Consider the following 23,823-nt stretch of genomic DNA (forward strand, 5'->3'; position numbering starts at 1 on the left):
ACGGTCGCGCTATCGTTGTCTGCCACACCGGGCGGTCCGTCAGGACGACCCCGGAATGGGACAGTGTGACATTAACTCGCCGCCCTGAGCAGCCGTTCCGCAGCCGCCCTCGCCTCCGCCGTGATCTCGGCGCCGGCCAGCATGCGCGCGATCTCCTCGCGGCGATGGTCGGCGGCGAGCGCGTTGACGCGGGTGGCGACGCGCTTGCCCCTGTCGAGCGCGTCCTTGGAGATCAGGAGGTGCTGGCTGGCGCGGGCCGCGACCTGCGGCGCGTGCGTCACCGCCATCACCTGCACCTTGCCGGCGAGACGGGACAGCCGCGAGCCGATCGCGTCTGCCACCGCGCCGCCCACACCGGTATCGATTTCGTCGAACACCAGTGTCGGCGCCGAACCGCGGTCCGCGAGCACGACCTTGAGCGCGAGCAGGAAGCGCGACAGCTCGCCGCCGGAGGCGACCTTCATCATCGGGCCCGGTTTGGTGCCCGGATTGGTCTGGACCCAGAACTCGACACGGTCGATGCCCTGCGGGCCCGGCGCGGCGGCGTTGGTCTCGACCTGGGTCATGAATTTCGCGCGCTCCAGCTTGAGCGGCGCGAGCTCGGCATTGACGGCCTTGTTGAGCTTCTCGGCCGCCTTGGTGCGCGAGGCCGACAGTTTTGCTGCAGCCACAGCGTAGCGCTTGTCGGCTTCGCCGGCGGCCGCCTCCAGCTTCTTGAGCTGGTCGGCACCGGCATCGATCAGCGCAACGTCGTTGGCGTATTGAGTGGCCAGCGCGGCCAGCAAATCGACCGGCGTCGAGTATTTGCGCGACGCCGCGCGCAGCGCGAACAACCGCTCCTCGATGCGCTCGAGCTCAGCCGGGTCGAAATCCGTTGCGGCCAGCGCGGCGCTCAGATGCTGGTCAGCCTCTTCCAGCGCGTTGATCGCAACGTCGATCGCCTTTACCGCGGGCTCGATCAGGTCGGGCGCATTGGCGGCGCGCCGCTCCAGCCGCCGGACTGCCGCCGACAGGGCCGGCACCGGCGAATGCGAGCCGCCGATCGCCTCCTGCGCCTCACGCAAATCGGTCGCGATCTTCTCGCCTTGCATCATGGTGGTGCGGCGGCTGGCGAGCTCGGTCTCCTCGCCCTCCTTCGGCGCCAACGTCTTCAGCTCCTGTGAAGCATGACGCAGATAGTCGGCCTCGCGCGCGGCGCGCTCCATGCCGGCGCGATGATCCTCAAGCGCTGCAGTGGCGGTGCGCCGGGCATCCCACAGCGCTTCCAGCGCGGTGACCTCCTTCTCGAGCCCGGCGAAGGCGTCGAGCAACTGCCGATGGGTCGAGGCGTCGACCAGAGCGCGCTCGTCGTGCTGGCCATGGATCTCGACCAGGACAGCACCGACCGCCTTCAGGGTCTGCACGCTGATCGCCTGGTCATTGATGAAGGCGCGGGTGCGGCCGTCAGCGAGCTGCACACGCCGCAGGATCATCTCGCCGGTGTCGTCGAGGCCGTTCTCGGCCAGGATCCTGGCCGCCGGATGCCCCTTCGGGACATCAAACATGGCGGTGACCTGCCCTTGCTCCGCGCCGTGACGCACGAGCGTGGCATCGCCACGGCCGCCAAGCGCCAGCGCAAACGCATCGAGCAGGATGGATTTACCCGCGCCGGTTTCGCCGGTCAGCACCGCGAGGCCACGGGAGAATTCGATATCGAGCCGTTCGATCAGGACGATGTCACGGATCGACAGACGCGCCAGCATGCGAGGACAATTCCTAGCCGAGACCTATCTTCTTGAAGGTCCGGCTGATCCAGGACCCCTGATTCTCGCTCGGCTCGAGACCGCCGGACTTTACTAGATTGTAGGCGTCCTTGTACCAGCGGCTGTCCGGAAAATTGTGGCCGAGCACGGCGGCGGCGGTCTGTGCCTCGCCGGCGATGCCGATCGCCATATAGGCCTCGGTGAGTCGGTACAGCGCCTCTTCGACATGGCGGGTGGTCTGGTACTGTGTCACCACCGTCTTGAAGCGGTTGATCGCGGCGGTGAAGTCGCGCTTCTCCATGTAGTAGCGGCCGACCGCCATTTCCTTGCCGGCGAGCTGGTCGCGCGCAGCCTGAAGCTTGGTCTTCGCCGAGGTCGCGTATTCCGAGGTCGGGTACTTGCGCACCACCTCTTCGAGCGCCGCGATCGCCTTCTCGGTGCGGCCCTGGTCGCGGGAGATGTCCGGAATCTGATCATAATGCGACGCTGCGATCAGGTACTGCGCGTATGCCGCGTCCGGGCTGCCGGGATGCAGCGTAACATAGCGGGTCGCAGACCCGATACAGCTATCGTAGTCGCCGGCCTGGTAGTAGGAATAGGCCGACATCAAGAGCGACTTGCGCGCCCACTCCGAGTAGGGATGCTGCCGGTCGACTTCCTCGAACTTCTTCGAGGCGGCCTTCAGATCCTTCTTCTCGTTCATCATGTACAAGCCCTCGTTGTAGAGCTTGTCCGCGGGCTCATCGACGAAAGTGTCGTCCTTGGCCATGAACTTGTCCCACAGCGCGCCGGTGCCGCAGCCGCTGAGCGGCAATGACAGCACGACCAGGCCCGCCGCGAACCGCAGCGCGCGGGCGGCCCGCTTCAGGCCGGAGACGTCAGAGGAGTTGGGTTCGAGCCTCATACGCATTGCCGACATGAAATATAAAACCTGACGCCTTTGATTGCGGTTAACGGCGAAGCCAACTTGATCCATGGACCGCGATCATGGACGCAATACACACCCCGTACCATTGGCGCCGTGTCGTGCTGCCGCTGGCGTGTTTAGCCAAAAACTGGCCCTCGACCAACCGAATACGCAGCCATTCCGCCCGGATTAAGGCGACCAGGCTCGCCTACGACCCGCTGTGGAGACTACGGAAATTGCGAATGAACGATGCGGCCGCGGCAATCAGGACACGTCCGGACCGTAAGCCGGGGCGATCAAGCTGCCCACCGTGCCTGCACCGGCCTCGACGTGGCTGCGGGAGGGCCGCCGAGCAGTCTCCGCCTCGACCACCCGCCAGGCGCTGCGGTCGGCGAGAAGCGCCTTGAGCACCGCGTGGTTGAGCTTGTGACCACCACGCTTCGAACGATAGATGCCGAGCAGCGGCAAGCCGGCCAGCGCGAGATCGCCGATCACGTCAAGAACCTTGTGACGGACGCACTCGTCACCGTAACGCAGTCCCTCGGGGTTCAGCAGACGGGTTTCGTCGAACACCACCGTATTCTCGAAGGACGCGCCGAGCGCGAAACCTGCGCTCCAGAGCCGGGCCGTGTCGCCGACGCAGCCGAAGGTGCGGGCGCGCGAGATGTCGCGGCGGAAGCTTTCCGGCGAGAGATCGAACGAGAAGCTCTGGCGGCCGATCACCGGGTTGGTGAAATCGATCTCGACCTCGGCCCGGAACCCGCCAGCGAACGGACGCAGCTCGCCAACTGATTCGCCGATCTTGATCTGCACCGGCTTCAAAACCTGGATGAAGCGGCGGACGGCGGGCTGTGTGACGACGCCGGCCTGCTCGATCGCCGCAACGAAAGCCGCAGCACTGCCATCCATGATCGGTACTTCGGGACCGTCGACCTCGACGGTGGCGTTGTCGACGCCCATGCCGCGCAGCGCGGCAAGCACATGTTCGGCGGTGGAAACCAGCGGCCCTTCGCGGTCGCCCAGCACCGTCGCAAACTCGGTCGCGATCACGGCGTCGGCGTCGGCCTGAATTTCGCGGTCGGAACCTTCAAGTCCGGTGCGGATGAAAATGAAACCCGCATCAACCGGCGCAGGCCCCAAAGTGAGATTGACAGGTTGTCCGGAATGAACGCCGACGCCAGTCACGGTGGCTTGCGACCGAAGCGTCGTTTGGCGGCTGAATTTCATTCGATAATGCCCACTACCCGACTTCACTCAATTCAAGTGGCCAACTTTCCCCAAGGCCGACTCGCTTGAGCTCCCCAAGTCACGGCAGACCATAGTCACAGCCCCAAACCGCGCCAACTCACGCTTCTTTACCGATTGTTACCCCATCTCCGCCGCATTCACGCCCAAGGTTAACCAAATTGCGGCAGCGCACAGAGCCCTTCGGGACGGCGCATCTGATCACCGAAAGGATAATTAATCATTTAATTTCAGTTGTTTGGTGATCTAGCCGTGAGCGGGTGTCGGTCTTAAGACGAAGGCCCCGGCGGTTCCCGCCGGGGCCTTTCTGGTCGCCGATGTTGTAACAAACTTCAGTTTGCCTGCCGGCGCAGGAAGGCCGGGATATCAAGATGGTCGTCGCCCTGTGGCGCCGGGGCAACAGGTGCCGGCCGCCCATGAGCGTCCAACCCCTGCGGCGCGGGCCGCTTCGCATATTCCGATACCGGCGATTCGTTTGAGGCGATCTGCTGCGCGACACTGCGGGCCGGCCGGCGCTCGGGCAGCGGCGGCATCGATGGCATCGCCGGACCGGAGGAACGCGCCGCGATCGGCGGCTCGGTCTCTTCGTCGCGACGGCCGAGGCCGACATTGGCGAGGCGCTGCAGCAGCGACAGTCGGGTCTTCTGCGGATGTTCCTCCTCGCCGTCGCCGCGGGCCTGGCGGATTTCCGCCTGCGCCGGCATCGGAAGGTCCTCGAACTTCGGCATCCGCGGGGCGCGGACCGGGGAGCGCTCGGCCGCCTGCGGGATGAAGGTCTCGGGCGGCATCGGCTCGTGCTGCTCGGCCTTGGTGACGTCGTGATCCGGGAACAGCGACGGCTTCTGCGCGATCGGGCGCACGGTGACGTCACCATAGGACGCCGGCTGCATCGGCGCCTGAGCGGCCGGCGAATTGTCCGGAGCAACCGCGGCGGCGATTGCCGCCAGCGCGGCGCGCTCGACATTGCCGCCCGGGCGCTGCTGGGGCGCAGGCTGCGGCGCGGCGATCGGAGCAACCGTCACGCCGGACGGCGGATCCAGCTTCTGCGCACGCTCGGCGAGGCGCTGATTGTCGGCGCGCAGGCGCGCGGTCAGATCGGCCAGCCGGCTTTCCGGCGAACCGTTGGACTGCTGCGCGGCCGGCGCCTGGGCGCGGGCGATCGCGGCCTGCTCGATGCCGGTCGCGACCACGGAAACGCGGATGATGCCGTCGAGCGACTCGTCGAAGGTGGCGCCGACGATGATGTTGGCGTCGGGATCGACCTCCTCGCGGATGCGGGTGGCAGCCTCGTCGACTTCGAACAGGGTCAGATCCTTGCCGCCGGTGATCGAGATCAGGAGGCCGCGGGCGCCCTTCATCGAGCTGTCATCAATCAGCGGGTTGGCGATGGCGGCTTCGGCGGCGGTCAGCGCGCGCTTCTCGCCGGTGGCCTCGCCGGTGCCCATCATTGCCTTGCCCATCTCGCGCATGACGGCGCGGACGTCGGCGAAGTCGAGGTTGATTAAACCTTCCTTGACCATGAGGTCGGTGATGCAGGCAACGCCCGAATAGAGCACCTGGTCGGCCATCGCGAAGGCGTCGGCGAAGGTGGTCTTCTCGTTGGCGACCCGGAACAGGTTCTGGTTCGGGATGATCAGGAGGGTGTCGACCACCTTGTGCAGCTCGGCAATGCCGTGCTCGGCGGTGCGCATGCGACGCTGGCCCTCGAAGTGGAACGGCTTGGTCACCACGCCGACGGTGAGGATGCCCATCTCGCGCGCGGCCTTGGCGATCACCGGTGCGGCGCCGGTGCCGGTGCCGCCGCCCATGCCGGCGGTGACGAACACCATGTTGGCGCCGGTGAGATGATCGCGCAGCTCGTCGATGACCTCCTGCGCGGCGGCAGCGCCGACATCGGGCTGCGAGCCGGCGCCGAGGCCCTGGGTGACCTGGGTGCCCATCTGGATGATGCGCTGCGCCTTCGACATAGTCAGCGCTTGCGCGTCGGTGTTGGCGACGACGAAGTCGACGCCCTGCAACCCGGCGGTGATCATGTTGTTGACGGCGTTACCGCCCGCGCCACCGACGCCGAAGACAGTGATCCGCGGTTTCAGCTCGCTGATGTCAGGGGGGGTCAGATTGAGTGCCATGGTTGCCTCTCTCAATTACGCGCGCGTGGGTTCGCCCCGGCCGGCGGCCGCGGGAGTTGGTGAAAATGCCTTAAGCCGAGATGCGGTCATCAGAAGCCCTCGCGAAGCCATCGTCCGACCTTTCCGAAGTAGCCGTAGCCGTCAGTCCCTGTCTTGAGCTGCCGCGTGCGCCGCGGTTCGACATGTTCAAGATGAGCGTATTGCGGATAGACCAGCAGGCCCGAGGGCACCGAGAACGAGGCACCCTTCGCCTCGCTGGGCAGCCGGCCGAAGCCGAGCGGGCGACCGATGCGGACCTGGCGGTTGAGAATGCGGGTGGCGAGTTCGACGGTGCCTGTCAGTTGAGATGCGCCGCCGCTCAGGACGATGCCCGCCCGCGGCTCGGCTGCAAAGGGAGAATCCGCGAGCCGGTCACGGACCATCTCAAAAATCTCCTCGGCGCGATGCCGGACTATGTTCGCGATCGTGGCGCGGGAGACAATTTGCGGAGTCTCCCGATCATCGCCTGCGGTCGGCACGGACATCAGCTCGCGCGAATCCGAGCCGCCCGTCAGCACCGTGCCGTATAAAGTCTTGATTCGCTCGGCATCCGCAATGCACGCTCCGATGCCGCGTGCAAGATCCATCGTGATGTGTTGCCCACCGAGCGCAAATCCAGATGCGTGCACGAAGCGTCCGCCGGAATAGGTCGCGATCGTCGTCGATCCCGCGCCCATCTCGACGACGGCGGCGCCGAGGTCGAACTCGTCGTCGGTCAAAACCGACAGGCCCGCGACATAGGGGCTCGCCGCCATGGCTTCGACATTGAGATGACACCGTTCGACCACGAGCATCAAGTTCTTAGCGACCGTTGCGTCCGAGGTGACGACATTCATGTCGACGCCGAACTGTCGCGCCACCATGCCGCGCGGATCGCGGATGCCTTTGACGCCGTCGAGCGCGTAGCCGACCGGCAGCGCATGCAGCACGGTGCGGCCCGCGGCGGTGGCGTGACGCATGCCGGCCGAGGTGACGCGGCTGATATCGTCCGAGGTGACCGAGCCGCCGCGGATATCGGCAGCCGCCTCAACCAGTTGGCCATGCAGTCGGCCGCCGGACACCGACAGCAGAACCGACTCGACCCGGACCTTGGCCATGCGTTCGGCGAGCGCCACGGCATGGCGCACCGCCTTCTCGCATTCGGCCAGATCGACCACCGCGCCGGCCTTGACGCCGCGCGACTGGATCTGGCTGTAGCCGATCAATTCCACCGCGTGGCTGCGGCCACGCAGCGCCTCGCTCGGCGGCGAAGGCTTCAGCCGCGCGATCATGCAGGCGATCTTGCTGGAGCCGACGTCGAGCGAAGCCACCAGCGCGGTGCGCTTCTGCATCGGACGGGTCTTCGGGGTCAGGTTGCGATCGAGGCCGGTCATGCGGAGTCACCGGCCTTCTTCTTGGACTTCTTGTCCTTGAACAGCTCTTCACGCGCCTTGGCGGCATCGTCGGACAATTGCACGACCAGGCGATCCGGCAGGCGCATGTCGACGGCGACGATGTCGCGCGAGAACAGCTTCTCGTCCTTGTCGAGCTTGGAGAGCGCGGCGAGCGCATTGCCGACGTCGTTCTCGGGCAGGCGGATATCGAGGCCATCCTTGAGCCGCAGATTCCACCGCCGCTCGCCGACATAGATCGCAGCCTTGGTCACCGAGCGGACCTGCGGATAACGGTCGAGCAGCGCGAGGAAGTCGTGGGCGTGGCTGTCGGCGCCCTTGCCCACCACCAGCGGCAGCTTGAGGAAGCGGCGCGTCACATAGGGCTCGAGCACCGCGCCATCAGAGGCAATGACGGCGAGCCTGCCGTTCTCCTGCCACAAGGCGAAGGCCGAGCGCTCGACGATGTCGATCTGCAGCCGGCCCGGATAGAGCTTCAGGATCGTGGCGTCGGCGATCCAGGGATTGGCCTTCAACCTGTCGCGGACGGTTTCGGCGTCGAGGAACAGCAGCGAGGAGTGGCCGTTGATGCCGCCGATCGCAAGGACCTCGTCCTGGGTAAGCTGCTTGCGGCCGTTGATGCCGACCGTGGTGATGCGGAAGCCGGCGGCATTGGCGAGCGCGTTGCGGGTGTCGTCCATGATTGCGACGAACTCGTCGACATGGCCGCCTTTGACGATGCCGAATCCGGCGCTGCCGAACAGGATCGCGAGCGTGGCGACCAGGCCGACACGGCGCGGCAGGTAGCGCTCGATGGTCTGGATGAAACGGTTCGGCGGCTCGCGATCGATCACCGGCTGCCGCGCCGGACGCTTGCGCTTGCGGCGGGCGAGATAGGCCCCGGCATGCTCGCGCAGCAGCACCGCCGCTCCAATAGCGGCTGCCCTCAGGTCAGCTTGAGGCCCCAGCGATCGCACCGATCGAGCGAGGCGTCCTGCACCATCCATTGCACGAGCTCGTCACATGTTGTGCCCGCAAACCGTGCGGGTCCCGGCACAGGTGACGTCTCGGCGGTACCGGCGGGATAGAGTGACCCCCTGTTCCCTGGTTGCGTTCCTGGAAGCGGTATTCCGCGACAGCTCACGCCCCGGCAGCCAAGCGCTACATGCGCCGCCAGCGTTAACCTTCGGGCTTCCTGGTAAACAAACGGTAAATACCGACAGCCTGATGCGTGTTTTGACCAACGCTGTGAGTACTTTGCCGCGAATTCGTTAGCATTTTAGCAACAGGCCGGGTTCCATGCCGGCTCTCCGGCCCGGGTTCCCCCTCGCCCGCCTACTTCCGCGCGTGGCGCCGGGCGAGCTCGATCTGGTCGTGCAGGAAGTCGGCAAAGCCGATGCCGTGCGCCTTCAGTGCCTTCGGGTACAGCGAGGCCGCGGTGAGGCCGGGCAGCGTGTTGGTCTCGAGATAGACGGGCCCATTGGCCGACACGATGAAATCGCTGCGCGAATAGCCGGAGCAGGACAGCGCGCGATGCGCCTTCAGCGCGTGATCCATGATCGCGGCGCTGACCTCGGGAGCGAAGCGCCCGGGGCAAATCTCCTGCGTCGACTTCAGCAGATATTTCGCTGTGTAGTCGAATCCACCCTCCGCCGGCACAATCTCGATCGGCGGCAGCGCGAACACCGCACCATCGAACTGCTCGAGCACGCCGCACGTCGCCTCGACGCCCGACACGAACGGCTCGATCAGATAGTCCTCAGCCTTCGCGGCACTGCGCACCGCGACAAGGTCCTGCTTCGCGTTGACGAAGATCAGCCCGTAGCTCGATCCGTCCTTCGCGGGCTTTGCGATCAGCCTGCCGTAGTCGGCGAAAGCCTGATCGATCTGTTCCAGCGCAACACCCTGCGGCGCGTTCAATCCGGCGATCGCCGCGAAGCGCTTGGCCGACGGCTTGTCGAAGGCAAGATGCGACGAGGCCGAACCGGAGCCGGTGAAGGCGATGCCGCGCATCTCGCACATCGCCTGCAACTCGCCATTCTCGGCGCGGCCGCCATGCAGGCCGAGCACCAGCACGCGCGCTTCCGCCGCAGCCTTGTCGAGCGCCTCTGCGAGGCTGATGCCGCGATCCTCCGGCTTGAAGTCGACCTCGAACGGCCGCGTGTGATTGAGCAGCTTCTCGGAGGTGACGATATGCACGGTGTCATCGACATCCCAGAACCACAGATCGGCGTCGGGCAGCGCGCGATGCAAAGCCTGCGCGCTCGCCACCGAGACCAGGCGTTCCTTGTTGGTGCCGCCGAAGAGAATGGTCGCTTGCATCAGCTCTTCCCGATTCCGATCCGCTTGATTTCCCAATGCAGCTCGATCCCGCTGCTCGCCTTCACGCGCTCACGCACCGTCTCGCCCAGGGTCTCGATGTCGTGCCCGGTGGCGTTGCCGGTGTTGATCAGGAAATTGCAGTGCATCTCCGACACCTGCGCGCCGCCAACCCTGAGGCCGCGGCAGCCGGCGGCATCGATCAGCTTCCAGGCACTGTTGCCGGGTGGATTCTTGAAGGTCGAGCCGCCGGTCTTTTCCCGGATCGGCTGCGCGGTCTCGCGATGGGTCTGCACCTCATTCATGCGTGCGCGGATCGCATCTAGATCCGCGATCGTCCCGCGGAACCGCGCCGCGGTGAAGATCACGGACGGATCGACGCCGCTGTTGCGATAGACGAACTTCATGTCGGCGTTGCTGAACGTATGCTTCGTGCCATCACGGCCGATGCCGGTCGCCTCCACCAGCACGTCCTTGGTCTCGCCGCCATTGGCACCGGCATTCATCCGCAGCGCGCCGCCGATGGTGCCGGGAATGCCAAAGAAGAATTCCATGCCGCCGATACCTGCAGCAGCCGCGGTCTCCGCGACGCGCTTGTCGAGCGCCGCAGCGCCAGCGGTGACGATGTCGCCCGATGCGCTGGTCTCGGCAAAAGCGCGCGGCGCAAGGCGGATCACTACGCCCGGCATGCCGCCGTCGCGCACGATCAAATTGGAGCCGACGCCGATGACATAGACCGGCAACTCCTCCGGCAGGTTCTTCAGGAAGTAAGCGAGGTCATCCTCGTCCGCCGGCGTGAACAGCATCTGCGCCGGCCCACCGACGCGAAACCAGGTCAACTCGGCGAGCGACTGGTTGGCGAGCAGCCGCCCGCGCAGAAGCGGCATCGCGGCTTTCAGATCGGGCGTGATGTCGGGGTGGATCATGCTGCGCCAAGCAACTCGCGAAGTGGATTGAGATGGCATCGCGCTGCGTTGTCCGTCAGCGCCCGGGGCTTACCCCTCTCCCCGACCCTCCCCCGCAAGGGGGGAGGGAGCCTGACGAAATTGCTCACCTCACGTGGCATCACGACTGGGGTCTGAATTTTTGAGAGAGTCAGGAAGGCACCGGCGGCCGGGTTCCCTCCCCCCTTGCGGGGGAGGGTTAGGGAGAGGGGTGAGCCACACGGGCGATGCTGATCGTGGGCGACGAACATACTCACCCCAGCGCTTTCAGTTGGTCGGGCAGCGCGTAGGCCCATTGCGTGATGTTGCCGGCGCCGAGGCAGACGACGAGGTCGCCCGGCTTGGCAAGACCGTGGACGATCTTCGCAAGTTCGCCGGCGTCAGGCAGCGCCATCACGTTGCGATGGCCGTGGGCACGCAGGCCGGCGGCGAAATGGTCGCGGTCGATGCCCGGGATCGGCGCCTCGCCGGCCGGATAGACGTCGGCGACCACGACCGTATCGGCATCGTTGAAGCAGGTGCAGAACTCCTCGAATAGCGACTGCAGGCGGGTGAAGCGATGCGGCTGCACCACCGCGATGATCTTGCCCTGATAGGACTCGCGCGCAGCCTTGAGCACGGCCGCGATCTCGACGGGATGATGACCGTAATCGTCGATGACGGTGATGCCATTCCACTCGCCGGTCTTGGTGAAGCGGCGCTTGACGCCGCCGAAGCCGGCCATGGCCTTGCGGATGACGTCGTCGGACACGCCGAGCTGATGCGCAACCGCGATCGCCGCCGTGGCATTCGAGGCATTGTGGCGACCCGGCATCGGCAACACGATGTCGGTAATCTCGTGGATTGTGCCGGTTTTGCGATCCTGGATCACGACCTTGAATTTCGATCCGCCCGCGATCGGCGTCAGGTCCATCAGCCGGGCATCGGCCTGCGGGTTGTGGCCATAGGTGATGATGCGACGATCCTCGATCTTGCCGACCAGGCTCTGCACCACGGGATGATCGATACACATCACGGCGAAGCCGTAGAACGGCACGTTCTCGACGAAATTGCGGAACGCGTCCTGGATCGCCTCGAAGGTCTTGAAGTGATCGAGATGCTCGGGGTCGATATTGGTGACGATCACCACGTCGGACGGCAGCTTGAGGAAGGTGCCGTCGCTCTCGTCGGCCTCGACCACCATCCAATCCCCTGCCCCGAGTCGCGCGTTGGAGCCATAGGCGTTGATGATGCCGCCATTGATCACGGTCGGATCGAGCCCGCCGGCGTCGAGCAACGTCGCCACCATCGTGGTGGTCGTCGTCTTGCCATGGGTGCCGGCGATGGCGACGCAGCTCTTCAGCCGCATCAGCTCCGCCAGCATCTCGGCGCGGCGCACCACGGGAATGCGCTGCGCGCGCGCCGCTATCAGCTCCGGATTGTCGCGCTTGATCGCGGTCGAGACAACAACGACGTCGGCGCCGTCGACATTGTCGGCCTTGTGGCCGACCGAGACCTTCGCGCCTTTCTTGCGCAGGCGATCGAGGTTGTAATTGTCCGCGGCGTCCGAGCCCTGCACGGTGTAGCCGAGATTGAGCAACACCTCGGCGATGCCGCTCATGCCGATGCCGCCGATCCCGACGAAGTGAATGGGTCCGATCTCACGCGGCAGTCTCATGGCAGGTCTCGCGGTTGCTCCATCAGGCCCGGGCTTGCCCAGGCTCTGATTCCCTTATGAAAGACGCGGATGGCCGGGACAAGCGTTGAGGCGCCGAAAAATCATCGCGGAACGCCTAAATCCCGGCCACTTTCATCACCAGATCGGCGAGCCGTTCCGCCGCGTCGAGCCGGCCGGCGCCGCGCGCGGCTTGCGCCATCGCGGTCAATTTCGCGGGCTCAGCGGCGAAGGCCGTGATGTCGGCCGCGAGCCGCTCGGGCGTGAACTCGGGCTGTGCGATCCGGATCGCGCCGCCGGCCTGCGCCAGCACGCCGGCATTGGCGAACTGGTCCTGATCGATCGCGCCCGGCAGCGGCACCAGGATCGACGGTCGGCCGATCGCAGCGAGCTCGGCGACGGTGCCGGCGCCGGCGCGCGAGATCACCAATTGGCTCGAAGCCAGCCGCGCCGGCAGATCGGAGAAGAACGGCGCCAGTTCGGCATTGATCTTGAGCCGGTCGTAGACCGCGCGCACCCGCGTCATGTCCTCTTCGCGCACCTGCTGGGTCACGACGAGCCGGCTCCATAGCGCGGAGTCGAGCGTCTCGATGGCTGACGGCACGATATCGCTCATCACCCGCGCGCCCTGGCTGCCGCCGACGACGAGCAGGCGCAGCGGCGCGTTCGGCTCGGGCGAGGCATACTTCACCGCCGCGGCAGCAAGGATCGCGGGACGCATCGGCGTGCCGACGGTGGTCGCCTTGCTGGCGAGCGCGGGATCGCGATCGAGCACGCCGGGCAGCGAGGTCGCGATCGCGTTGACGCGACTGGACAGGAAGCGGTTGGCGCGGCCGAGCACCGCATTGGCGTCATGGATGATGCCGGGCACGCCGAGCAGGCGCGCGGCCATCAGCGGCGGCAAGGTGGGATAGCCGCCGAAGCCGACGACCGCGGCGGGTTTCAGCCGTCGCACCACATTGGTCGCGACCAGCGTGCCATAGGCGAGCGTGAGCGCGGTCCGCGCCAGCGAGATCGGATTGCGGCCGCGCACCGTGGCGCTCGGCACCAAGTCGATGCTGTCGCGGGCGAACAGGCCGCCATAGCGCAGCGCGCGGCCGTCGGTCGCCAGGCGAACGCGCAGGCCGCGCCGCATCAGTTCCACGGCGAGCGCTTCGGCCGGGAACAGATGGCCGCCGGTGCCGCCGGCCGCCAGCAGAATCAAGGGCGCATTGTCCATGGCTTCCAGATAGCCGAGGCTATCCTCGCAGTCACCTAAGCGTAGGCGCGCATCGCGCTGGCGCCTTCCATCGATTCGATCTCGGTGCGCGGCCGTTGCCGCGTCAGCGCCAGCATCATGCCGACGCCGTAGGCCAGCGACACGAACGAGGAACCGCCATAGGAAATGAACGGCAGTGTCATGCCCTTGGCCGGGATCAATTGCAGATTGACCGCCATGTTGATCGCCGCCTGCACGCCGAACATGATGGCGAGGCCCGACGCCGCAAAGCGCGAGAACATGTCCTCGGTCGCATAGGCGCGCGTCAGCGTGCGGATCACCACGAAGCCGAACAGCGCAACCAGCATCAGGCAAAGGATGATGCCGAACTCCTCGGCGGCGACCGCGAACACGAAGTCGGTGTGGCTGTCCGGCAGGCTGCGCTTGGCGATGCCCTCGCCCGGCCCGAGACCGAACCAGCCGCCATTCCAGAACGCTTCCATCGCGGTATCGACCTGGAAGGTGTCGCCGGAAGCAGGGTTCATGAAGCGCTTGATGCGGCCCGCGACGTGCGGCACCAGGAGATAGGCGCCGAACAGGCCCGCGCCGGCCGCGCCGGCCAGCCCGAAGACCCAGATCATCCGCATGCCCGCGATGAAGAACAGCGCGCCCCACACCATCAGGATCAGCATGGTCTGGCCGAAGTCGGGCTCCATCACCAATAGCGCGACCAGCATCAACAGCAGCACCAGCGCCATCGAGGTCGCCGGCATCTCCGGCCGCTTGGTCGATTCCGCAAACAGCCAGGCGGCAACGATCACGAAGGCGGGCTTGGCGCATTCGGAGGCCTGGATGTTGACGCCGAGCAGCGTGATCCAGCGCCGCGAGCCCTTGACCTCGGGCCCGACCAGAAGCGTCACCACGATCAACGCGATCGAGACCGCGAACACGATCAGCGCGGTGCGCCGGATCTGCCGCGGCGTCATGAATGACACCCCGATCAGCACGATCAGCGACGGCACCAGGAACATCACGTGGCGATTGAAGAAATGGAAGGGATCGAGCCCGATCCGCGTCGCCACAGGCGGGCTCGCCGCGAGCGACAGGATCACGCCGGCCAGCATCAACGCGGCGACCGCCGCAAGCAGCAGCTTGTCGACGGTCCACCACCAGTCCGAGAACGGGGTGCGTTGGTCACGGGCGAGCATCGGTGTCCCCAGATGGCGGAGGTAACGTCCATTCGTGGCGCAGCTTGGTTTCCAAGGGGTTAACGGGATGGATCACTTTTGAGGGATGGTGACGCGGACCGGATTGCGCCGAGTTGACGAACGTCCCTGTTGTGCGCGGCTCTCCCCATTTGTTGTCCCGGCCTGGTGCGCGATTGCGCACCAGGCCGGGACAACGCTGGGGATGGCTCTCGCGCGATGTCTCCGGCCGTCATAGCGAGGAGCCAACGGGTCGAGCGAACGCGCGCCCAATGACAGGCTCCGCGACGCAACCCGTCTCTCCGCCGTCATCCCCCGCGCATGCGGGGGATCCAGTACGCTGCGGCCTCTCGGATTAATCACTGCTGCCTCTGGAATACTGGATCGCCCGCCTTCGCGGGCGATGACAGTCATTGAGATATGGCTTTGCGTTCTCGCGACATGATCTGTCCGAGGTTTGCTTCTTCGTTCCGCTCTCTCCTTGAAGAGAGGGCGCAGGGAAAGCCGGGTGCCGATCGCACCCATGGGCCCGGTGCAATAAAAGTAGCACCGGGGGTAGGACCACAGGTGTAACCGGAGCAAGCCCGGCTTTCCCTGCGCGATGGGTTACGGCTTATACGTGCTCGCCCCGGCGAGACTGGGCTTGGTTGTCACCGCCGTTGCAAGACGCAATTGCATCTTGCAACAGGACACCTGCCACTAGGGCGTCAGGCCTGCACGACTTCGCCGTCCGCCTCATGCGCACTCGTCAGTTGCGCAAGCGGCGTCCACCGCATCTCGACCCAGCACTCGTGACGATCGCGAAGCGCCCCTCAGGCGGGTGAGACGGGTGATTCATACACTGAGTTGTCATTCCGATAAACCGAAATATTTTTGCTGCGGGGGCTTGACGGGTCTTGCTGAGTTGCCCGTCGTGTCGAATTGTCGCAGCGCGCGGCCGCGGAGATGAGTGACGATCTGGGTCGCACGGGCTTGCCGATCCGCCATGCGGGAAGCTTCGGCTTTGATTTCGCCGCGACGGAGTGGTTCCACAACTCCGCGACGGATCGATATAGCGTCCGTGTCGCCGTCCCCGATCTGCCCACCGCGCTCTGGGACGATGTCGCTCGAGCGATCGCCCGATGGTGGTGCACGCACGAGCGAACCGTAGCAGCATGACCGTGCGCGCTCGTCGGGCGATAATCCGCCCCACGGTGACCGGTCACACCACTGGCTTCACGCCCGGCAGTGCCTGGACGAGGTCGCGGAACGCGGCGCCGCGGATCTCGAAATTGCGGTACTGGTCGAACGAGGCACAGGCCGGCGACAACAGCACCACGGCCTCCGTGAGCCTCGAGGCCTCCGCATCGCGCGCGGCGCTGGCGACCGCGACATCGAGCGTGCCGGACATCTCGTGCGGCACGCGCTCGCCCAGCGTGCCGGAAAACTCCGACGCGGCCTCGCCGATCAGATAGGCCTTGCGGATGCGTGGGAAATAGCCCGACAGGCTGGTGATGCCGCCAGCCTTCGGCTTGCCGCCGGCGATCCAGAAGATGTCGGCAAAGGACGACAGCGCATGCGCGGCCGCGTCCGCGTTGGTGCCCTTGGAATCGTTGACGAACAGCACGTGGCCGCGGCGGCCGACCTGCTCCATGCGGTGCGCCAGGCCGGGAAAGCTGCGCAGCCCGTTCTGCAGCACGTCGGCGGAGATGCCCATCGCGAGCGCGCAGGCCGCGGCGCACGCCGCATTCTGCGCATTGTGCAGGCCGCGCAGCGAGCCGATGCCGCCGAGCCGCGCCACCTCGCTGCGCGCCGCACTCGACGCACGCACGATGGTCTCGTGCTCGACATAGATGCCGTCGGGCAGCGGATTGCGCACGGAGATGCGCACCACGCGCCTGCCTGCGCGATCGAGCCGGTCGGCGATGTCGCGGCACCAGCCGTCATCGACGCCGACGATCGACGTGCCGCCGGGCTGCACGCCGGCCACCAGCCGTTCCTTCACCGCTGCGTAGTGCGCCAGCGTGCCGTGGCGGTCGATGTGATCCTCACTGACATTGAGCAAGATTCCGACCGAGGGATCGAGCGAGGGCGTAAGATCGATCTGGTACGACGACATCTCGATCACATGGACGCGGCCCATCCGCGGCGGCTCCAGCGACAGGATCGCGGTGCCGATGTTGCCGCCCATCTGAGTGTCGTAGCCGGCAACTTTGGTCAAATGCGCGATCAGCGCTGTGGTGGTCGACTTGCCGTTGGTGCCGGTGATGGCGACGAACGGCGCATTCGGTGCATGACGCCGCCGCTCGCGGCAGAACAATTCGATGTCGCCGATCACCTCGACGCCGACCTCGCGCGCCTTCAGCACGCTCCAGTGCGGCGCCGGATGGGTGAGCGGCGCGCCGGGCGTGAGGATCAGCGCGGCGAAATTCGCCCAGGATGTCGCGCGCAAATCGGCGGTGACGAACCCGGCCTGCGCCGCCTTCGCGACATTATCGGCATTGTCGTCGGCCGCGATCACCTCGGCGCCGCCGGCCTTCAGCGCGTGGCAACTCGCAAGCCCGGAGCCGCCTAGGCCGAACACCGCGACCGTCTTGCCGGCGAAGGAGGTGACGGGGATCATGATTCACCTTGTCGTTCCGGGGCGATGCGCCAGCATCGAACCACAATGCGCACTTGCGCATTGTGGAATCTCGAGGTTCCGGATTGCCGCTGCGCGGCCTCCGAAACGCCGGTTGTGGGGACACGCGATCATCACCGCAGCTTGAGCGTGGAGAGGCCGGCGAGCGCCAGCATTACCGAGATGATCCAGAAGCGGATCACGATCTGCGGCTCGGTCCAGCCTTTCTGCTCGAAATGATGGTGCAGCGGCGCCATCCGGAACACGCGCTTGCCGGTCAGCTTGAAGGACGCGACCTGCACGATCACGGAGACCGCCTCCAGCACGAACAGACCGCCAATCACTGCGAGCACGATCTCGTGCTTCACCGCGACCGCGGTGGCCCCGAGCATGCCGCCGAGCGCCAGCGAGCCGGTATCGCCCATGAAGATCGAGGCCGGCGGCGCGTTGAACCAGAGGAAGCCGAGGCCGGCCCCCAGCACTGCACCGCACAGCACTGCGAGCTCGCCGGTGCCGGCGACATAATTGATCTGCAGATAATCCGAGAACACGGCGTTGCCGGTCAGATAGGAGATCATGCCGAAGCTCGCCGCCGCGATCATGACCGGCACGATGGCGAGGCCATCGAGGCCGTCGGTGAGGTTCACCGCGTTGCCGGCGCCGACCATCACGAAGGCGCCGAAGATCACAAAGAACCAGCCGAAATTGATCACGAGATCCTTGAAGAAGGGAATCACCAGCGAGGTCGAGGACACGTCGCGCCCGAGCCGAACCAGCGCATAGCAGGCGGCAAGCCCGATCACCGCCTCGATCAGCAGCCGCAGCCTGCCGGCAAAGCCGCTGTGTGACTGCTTTGTGACCTTCAGATAGTCATCATAGAAGCCGACGAAGCCGAAGCCGAGCGTCACCGCCAGCACGATCCAGACATAGGGGTTGAGCGGATTGGCCCACAGCACCGTCGACACCACGAGCCCGGACAGGATCATCAGCCCGCCCATGGTGGGCGTGCCCTTCTTGGAGATCAGATGCGACTGCGGGCCGTCGGTGCGGATCGGCTGCCCCTTGCCCTGCCGCAGCCTCAGATGGTCGATAATCCAGGGCCCGAACAGGAACACGAACAATGCTCCGGTCACGATCGCGCCTCCGGTGCGGAACGTGATGTAGCGGAACACGTTCAGGGCGCTGCGAAACGGCGCGAAGCCCGGAACGGTATTGGACAGATCGATCAACCAGTAGAACATTCAGACGTCCTATAAAGCCTCTTCGTGCGCGGCTTTGTCGGGAAAGCGCTTCTCCAGCGCGCTGACGATGACTTTCATCTTCGACCCCAGCGATCCCTTCACCATGATCGCGTCACCGGCGCGGACCGCGGCAACCGCCTGCGTTTCGAGCGCCGCCGAGCTCTCGGCATAACCTCCCCGCTTGCCGGTGGAAAGGGCATCCCACAAATTCCGCATCAACGGACCACAACAATATACGAGGTCGATCCGGTTGGCCGTGACCGCCTCGATCAGGCCGCGGTGCAGCTCGGCCGCCGTCGGCCCGAGTTCGAGCATGTCGCCGAGAACCGCGATGCGCCGCCCGTGCGGCCCGATCTGGGCTTGGCCGAGCACGTTGAGCGCGGCCGCCATCGAGGCCGGGTTGGCGTTGTAGCTCTCGTCGATCAGCGTCGCCTGGCCATGGCCGACCTCCAGCGCACGGCGGACGCCGCGTCCCGAAGGCGCCTCGAGCTGCGCCAGCGACAGCGCCGCGCGGGCGATGTCCGCGCCGAGCAGCGACGCGCCGGCGAGCACCGCAAGCGAATTCATGACCATGTGCCGGCCGGGCATGCCGATCTTGTAGGTGATGTCATGATCGAGAATGTCGGCATGCACCGCCGAGCAGGTCGCATGCAGCGAGACATCGATCAGCCGGGCGTCGGATCGCTTGTCGGTCCCGAACGACACGATGCGCGAAAGGCCGGCCTTCTTGGCCAGCCGCTGCAGCCGCGCGAATTGCGAATTGTCGCGGTTGAGCACGACCGCGCCGCCGGGTTCGACGCCGAGGAAGATCTCGGCCTTGGCATCGGCGATCGCCTCGATCCCGGCGAAGAATTCCAGATGCACCGGTTCCACCGTGGTGATGACGGCGACGTGCGGACGCACCATCTTGACCAGCGGCGTGATCTCGCCAGCATGGTTCATGCCGATCTCGAACACCGCGAAGCGCACGCCCGCCGGGCAGCGCGCCAGCGACAGCGGCACGCCCCAGTGATTGTTGAACGAGGCGGTGGAAGCATGGGTCTCGCCCTGCGCCGACAGCACCCGACGCAGCGCCTCCTTGGTCGAGGTCTTTCCAACCGAGCCCGTGACCGCGATGATCTCTGCGTTGAGCCGGGCGCGCGAGGCATGCGCGAGCTCGACGAGACCGGCGAGGACGTCGTCGACCACCAGCAGCGGCGCGCCGACGGGAAACTTGTCGCGCTGCGCGGCCTCGACCACGGCAAGGCCTGCGCCGGCCTTCAGCGCTGCCTCGACGAAGCTGTGGCCGTCATGCACGTCGCCCTTGATCGCGAAATAGGCTTCGCCCGGGGTTATCGTGCGGCTGTCGATCGACAGCCCGGTGACGCCTTCCGGCAACGCGCCTTGCGTCGCGGCGCGCATCGCCCCGACCATCGCATCCGACGTCCACAACAATGTGCTCATGCGTTCCTCGTTGCGAGTGCGGCGGCAACCGCCTCATGATCGCTGAACGGTAACGTTCTGTCGCCGATGATCTGCCCGATCTCGTGGCCCTTGCCTGCGATCAACAGCGCATCCCCCGGTTCCAGATTCGCGATCCCGGCGCGGATCGCCTCGGCGCGGTCGCCGATCTCGCGCGCGCCCTTCGCGGTCGCGAGGATCGCAGCGCGGATCGCTTCCGGCCGCTCGCCGCGGGGGTTATCGTCAGTGACGATGACATGATCGGCGTTCCGGGCCGCGATCTCGCCCATGATCGGCCGCTTGCCGGCGTCGCGATCGCCACCGGCGCCGAAGATCACGACGAGCTTGCGCTTCGCATAGGGCCTAAGCGCCTGTAGCGCCTTGGCGAGCGCATCGGGCTTATGGGCGTAGTCGACGAAGATCGGCGCGCCATTGCGCTCGCCGACGAGTTCCAGCCTGCCTTTCGCGCCCTCGAGATATTCGAGGTGGCCGAACACATCGTCCGCGGCACCTCCGGTGCCGATCACAAGGCCCGCCGCAACCAGCGCGTTCTCGATCTGGAACTCGCCGACCAACGGCAGGCGGATCGTATGCCCCCGGCCGCGATGCTCGATGACGAGCTTCTGCGCAAAGCCATCGATCGCTGAATCGACCACACGAATGCCCTCGCCCGCATCGGCCTTGCGCCCGATCGCGATGATGCGAAGCCTGCGGGCGCGCGCCGCATCGATCACCTGCGCCGAGCAATCGTGATCCGCCGAGATCACCGCCGCACCGCCGTCGCTGACAAGGTTGCGGAACAGGCGCAGCTTGGCGTTGAGGTAATGCGCGACGTCGGGATGATAGTCCATGTGGTCGCGCGAAAGATTGGTGAAGCCGCCGGCGGCGATGCCCACACCGTCGAGGCGATATTGATCGAGGCCGTGCGAGGAGGCCTCGAATGCCAGATGAGTCACGCCATCGGACGCGATCTCGTCGAGCTGGCGGTGCAGCGCGATCGGATCGGGCGTGGTCAGCGAGCCGTACACAGTGCGCTTGTCCGACACCAGCCCGATGGTGCCGATGCTCGCCGAGACATGGCCGAGCCGCTGCCAGATCTGGCGCGTGAAGGCCGCAACCGAGGTTTTGCCGCTGGTGCCGGTCACCGCCGCGATCGTCGCGGGCTGTCGCGGATAGAATTTGGCCGCGGCCAGCGCCAGCGCGCGGCGAGCATTTGGTGTGACCACGAACGGCACGGGCAGCGCGGCTTGCGGCGGATGGTCGCCCGCGACCGCGACCGCGCCGGCTGCGATCGCCGCGTCAATGAATCGTGCACCGTCGGTCTTGACGCCGGCCAGCGCGAAGAACAGATCGCCCGGCTTCACGGCCCGGCTGTCGACCGCAAGTCCGCCAACCACGACAGCATCGGCACGCGGGTCGATGGTGGCGTCAGCGCTGAAGAGGTCGCGAAGTCTCATGGTGTTCCAGTTGGCTGGCGCAACGGGCGCCGCTGTTTGAGCATGATCCGACTGGAGAAACCGCGATGCATTCCTTCCGGATCATGCTGTCTGGTACGCCTTACTGGGTTGTTCTGGATGCCGCAAGAATAAGGCGGTCGGACGGCGGCAGGTCGAACCGCGGTTCTATGCCCAAAATCGGCGCAATTCGGGCGATCACGTTGCCGCCGGTGGGCACCGCGTTCCAGCCCGAGGTGATGAACCCGTAGGTTTCCTTCAGCGGTTGCGGCTCGTCGAGCATGATCAGGAGCTGATATTTCGGATTGTCGGCGGGCATGATCGCGGTGAAGGCGTTCAGCACGCGCTTCTTGGCATAGCGGCCGTTGATGACCTTTTCGGCCGTGCCGGTCTTGCCGCCGATATAGTAGCCCTTGACGTCGGCCTTCTTCGCGGTGCCGACCTCGGCGTTCAGCCGCATCAGATAGCGCATCTTGTCCGAGGTCTCGGGCTTGATGACACGCTTGGCGAGCGCCATCGCCTCCTGCTCGCTCCTCTTCAGGAAGGTCGGCGGGATCAGATAGCCGCCGTTGACCAGCGCGTCGATGCCCATCACCGCCTGCAGCGGCGCCACCGCGATGCCGTGACCGAACGAGATGGTGATGGTGTTGAGATCGCCCCAGTGCTTCGGCACGATCGGGGACGCGCTTTCCGGCAATTCGGTGCGCAGGCGCTCGAGCTGCCCCATCTTGCGCAGGAACGCCTTGTGCGCATCGACGCCCATCGCCATCGCAATGCGGCCCGCGCCGATATTGGACGAATAGTAGAACACCTCCTTCATGTTGATCATGCGCCCGAGGTTATGATCGTCATGAATGGTGAACTTGCCGTAGTGCAGCGGGGCGCGCGCGTCCCACATCGAGTTGAGATCGAACTTTCCGGAATCCAGCGCCATCGCCAGCGTGAACGCCTTGAAGGTCGAGCCCATCTCGTAGACACCGGTGGTGAGGCGGTTGATGCGATCGGGATCGTGCGCCTCCTTCGGGTTGTTCGGATCGAAGTCGGGCAGCGACACCATCGCCACGATCTCGCCGGTGCGCACGTTCGACACCAGGCCCGAGGCGGCCTTGGCCTTGAACTTCTCCTTGGCCTTGATCAGCTCGTCGCGCAGCGCGTGCTCGACACGCAGGTCGATCGACAGCTCCACGGGCTTCTGCAACCGGTCGGTGGCGAAGCCTGCGCGATGCAGATCGGCCAGACCGTTGTTGTCCAGCCACTTCTCCATGCCGGCGATGCCCTGGTTGTCAATGTTGACGAGGCCGATCAGGTGGGCGACCTCGTTGCCGGTCGGATAGACCCGCTTGTTCTCGCGCAGGAAGCCGATGCCGGGGATGCCGACACGATGAATGTCCTGCTGTTGCTTCGGCGTGATCTCGCGCTTCAGCCACACGAAGCCCTTGCGTGACGACAGGCGCTCGCGCACCTCGGCGGTGTCGAGGTCGGGCAAGGTCGCGGTCAGAAGCTCGATCGCCTCGTCCTTGTCGATGATGCGGCGCGGCTCCCCGAACAGGCTCGGAGTCTTGACGTCGGTTGCGAGGATCGCACCGTTGCGGTCGATGATGTCGGGCCGCGCGGTCGCGATCGCATCCTGCGAGGCGCCGCGCCGCGCGCCATGGCTGTCGGCCTCGATCGCGAACAGCACCAGGCGGCCGGCGAGCACGCAATAGACCGCGGCGAAGGCAAGGATCGCGAAGCCGACGCGGGCGCGTGCCTTGGCGGTGCGGTCGACATTGCGCCCGTACAGCAAGTTACGGATCAGCCGCTGGCGCCAAGGCTCAGCGGGCCTCTCGGCCGGTTTGTTGGCGGACGCCGGATCGGTGATGGCTGATCCAGTCATTGCTGATCTCCTGGAGCCTGCTCGGGCCCGGCCGCCGGCGCCGCCGGGTCCACCGGCTGGTCGGCCGCGGGCTGGTCAGCGGCGGGTCCCGAGATCGATCCCGTCGTGCTGTCGGGTTCGGCCGCCGCCTCGATCGTGTCGATCATGGCGCCGATCGGGTCGCGCCCGCCCGGCCGGGTGAAGTTCGGCGGCCGCTCAGGAAGATTCTTCAGGGAATCGTACTGGTTGGCGTTGATCGGCTTCAGCGGCAGATGCCGCTCGACAAGGCCCTGCAGCCGCAGCGGCGCATCGAGCTTGGCCCATTCGGCGCGCAGCACCGCGATTGCGTCGCGCTGCTTGCGGATCTCGGCGTTGAGCTGCAGCACCCGCTCGACGCGGGCGGTCGATTCCATCTTGATGCGGTAGACGTAGGACGCCGCGAAGATCAGCATGCCGATGACGAGGAAGTGGAGGATGCGCAT

The 23,823-nt window shown here is 66.0% G+C and carries 17 protein-coding genes and 2 pseudogenes; 1 reads left to right on the forward strand and 18 read right to left on the reverse strand.

Features of this window, described 5'->3' with window-relative positions:
• Window positions 1-71: 71 nt before the first annotated feature.
• From recN to ftsW, 12 genes and pseudogenes are all read right to left on the reverse strand, one after another.
• Window positions 72-1,742 carry a DNA repair protein RecN gene (gene recN, locus P6U25_RS27915; RefSeq protein ID WP_407147966.1) on the reverse strand — a complete coding sequence of 557 codons (1,671 nt, stop codon included), beginning with the start codon at window positions 1,740-1,742 and terminating at the stop codon, window positions 72-74.
• A 13-nt stretch (window positions 1,743-1,755) separates the two neighbouring features.
• Window positions 1,756-2,661 carry an outer membrane protein assembly factor BamD gene (locus P6U25_RS27920; RefSeq protein WP_407147967.1) on the reverse strand — a complete coding sequence of 302 codons (906 nt, stop codon included), beginning with the start codon at window positions 2,659-2,661 and terminating at the stop codon, window positions 1,756-1,758.
• A 252-nt stretch (window positions 2,662-2,913) separates the two neighbouring features.
• A complete protein-coding gene (gene lpxC, locus P6U25_RS27925) occupies window positions 2,914-3,876 on the reverse strand; it encodes a UDP-3-O-acyl-N-acetylglucosamine deacetylase (RefSeq protein WP_407147968.1) in 963 nt (320 codons plus the stop codon).
• A 350-nt stretch (window positions 3,877-4,226) separates the two neighbouring features.
• Window positions 4,227-6,023: a cell division protein FtsZ gene (ftsZ, locus tag P6U25_RS27930; RefSeq protein WP_407147969.1), complete on the reverse strand. Its 1,797-nt coding sequence runs from the start codon at window positions 6,021-6,023 to the stop codon at window positions 4,227-4,229.
• An 89-nt stretch (window positions 6,024-6,112) separates the two neighbouring features.
• Entirely contained in the window at window positions 6,113-7,435 is a 1,323-nt protein-coding gene (gene ftsA, locus P6U25_RS27935) for a cell division protein FtsA (protein ID WP_407147970.1), read from the reverse strand.
• Window positions 7,432-8,439 carry a cell division protein FtsQ/DivIB gene (locus P6U25_RS27940; RefSeq protein ID WP_407147971.1) on the reverse strand — a complete coding sequence of 336 codons (1,008 nt, stop codon included), beginning with the start codon at window positions 8,437-8,439 and terminating at the stop codon, window positions 7,432-7,434. The genes ftsA and P6U25_RS27940 overlap by 4 nt, the downstream gene beginning before the upstream one ends.
• Window positions 8,379-8,702, reverse strand: a pseudogene (locus tag P6U25_RS27945) (D-alanine--D-alanine ligase); the annotation flags it as partial. The pseudogene P6U25_RS27945 and the gene P6U25_RS27940, both read right to left, overlap by 61 nt.
• A gap of 65 nt (window positions 8,703-8,767) precedes the next feature.
• The gene (locus tag P6U25_RS27950; RefSeq protein ID WP_407147972.1) at window positions 8,768-9,754 is read right to left on the reverse strand and encodes a D-alanine--D-alanine ligase; all 987 of its coding nucleotides are present in this window, start codon (window positions 9,752-9,754) and stop codon (window positions 8,768-8,770) included.
• Window positions 9,754-10,677: a UDP-N-acetylmuramate dehydrogenase gene (gene murB / locus P6U25_RS27955; RefSeq protein WP_407147973.1), complete on the reverse strand. Its 924-nt coding sequence runs from the start codon at window positions 10,675-10,677 to the stop codon at window positions 9,754-9,756. Before murB ends, P6U25_RS27950 begins: the two co-directional genes overlap by 1 nt.
• Before the next feature lie 271 nt (window positions 10,678-10,948).
• Entirely contained in the window at window positions 10,949-12,352 is a 1,404-nt protein-coding gene (gene murC / locus P6U25_RS27960) for a UDP-N-acetylmuramate--L-alanine ligase (RefSeq protein ID WP_407147974.1), read from the reverse strand.
• Between the two features lie 115 nt (window positions 12,353-12,467).
• Window positions 12,468-13,568 (reverse strand): undecaprenyldiphospho-muramoylpentapeptide beta-N-acetylglucosaminyltransferase, encoded by a 1,101-nt coding sequence (murG, locus tag P6U25_RS27965; RefSeq protein ID WP_407147975.1) that lies wholly within the window; start codon window positions 13,566-13,568, stop codon window positions 12,468-12,470.
• A 35-nt stretch (window positions 13,569-13,603) separates the two neighbouring features.
• Window positions 13,604-14,755, reverse strand: a complete 1,152-nt coding sequence (gene ftsW, locus P6U25_RS27970; RefSeq protein ID WP_407147976.1) for a putative lipid II flippase FtsW — start codon at window positions 14,753-14,755, stop codon at window positions 13,604-13,606.
• A 921-nt stretch (window positions 14,756-15,676) separates the two neighbouring features.
• Between ftsW and P6U25_RS27975 the strand changes: the two are divergent.
• Window positions 15,677-15,910: pseudogene (locus P6U25_RS27975) on the forward strand (hypothetical protein); the annotation flags it as partial.
• Between the two features lie 43 nt (window positions 15,911-15,953).
• On the opposite strand, the gene murD reads toward P6U25_RS27975, so the two are convergent.
• The 6 genes from murD to P6U25_RS28005 form a co-directional block, all read right to left on the reverse strand.
• Window positions 15,954-17,354, reverse strand: a complete 1,401-nt coding sequence (gene murD, locus P6U25_RS27980; RefSeq protein ID WP_407147977.1) for a UDP-N-acetylmuramoyl-L-alanine--D-glutamate ligase — start codon at window positions 17,352-17,354, stop codon at window positions 15,954-15,956.
• Window positions 17,355-17,485: 131 nt separating this feature from the next.
• On the reverse strand, window positions 17,486-18,592 hold the full coding sequence (mraY, locus tag P6U25_RS27985) for a phospho-N-acetylmuramoyl-pentapeptide-transferase (RefSeq protein ID WP_407147978.1): 1,107 nt from the start codon (window positions 18,590-18,592) through the stop codon (window positions 17,486-17,488).
• 9 nt (window positions 18,593-18,601) lie between these two features.
• Window positions 18,602-20,035, reverse strand: a complete 1,434-nt coding sequence (locus tag P6U25_RS27990; protein WP_407147979.1) for a UDP-N-acetylmuramoylalanyl-D-glutamyl-2,6-diaminopimelate--D-alanyl-D-alanine ligase — start codon at window positions 20,033-20,035, stop codon at window positions 18,602-18,604.
• Window positions 20,032-21,489, reverse strand: coding sequence for a UDP-N-acetylmuramoyl-L-alanyl-D-glutamate--2,6-diaminopimelate ligase (locus P6U25_RS27995; RefSeq protein WP_407147980.1), 1,458 nt, complete (start codon window positions 21,487-21,489; stop codon window positions 20,032-20,034). The genes P6U25_RS27990 and P6U25_RS27995 overlap by 4 nt, the downstream gene beginning before the upstream one ends.
• A gap of 100 nt (window positions 21,490-21,589) precedes the next feature.
• Entirely contained in the window at window positions 21,590-23,362 is a 1,773-nt protein-coding gene (locus P6U25_RS28000) for a peptidoglycan D,D-transpeptidase FtsI family protein (RefSeq protein WP_407147981.1), read from the reverse strand.
• Window positions 23,359-23,823 (reverse strand): hypothetical protein, encoded by a 465-nt coding sequence (locus P6U25_RS28005; protein ID WP_407147982.1) that lies wholly within the window; start codon window positions 23,821-23,823, stop codon window positions 23,359-23,361. Before P6U25_RS28005 ends, P6U25_RS28000 begins: the two co-directional genes overlap by 4 nt.

This window comes from Bradyrhizobium sp. ORS 86, assembly GCF_045571475.1.
Taxonomy (GTDB): domain Bacteria; phylum Pseudomonadota; class Alphaproteobacteria; order Rhizobiales; family Xanthobacteraceae; genus Bradyrhizobium.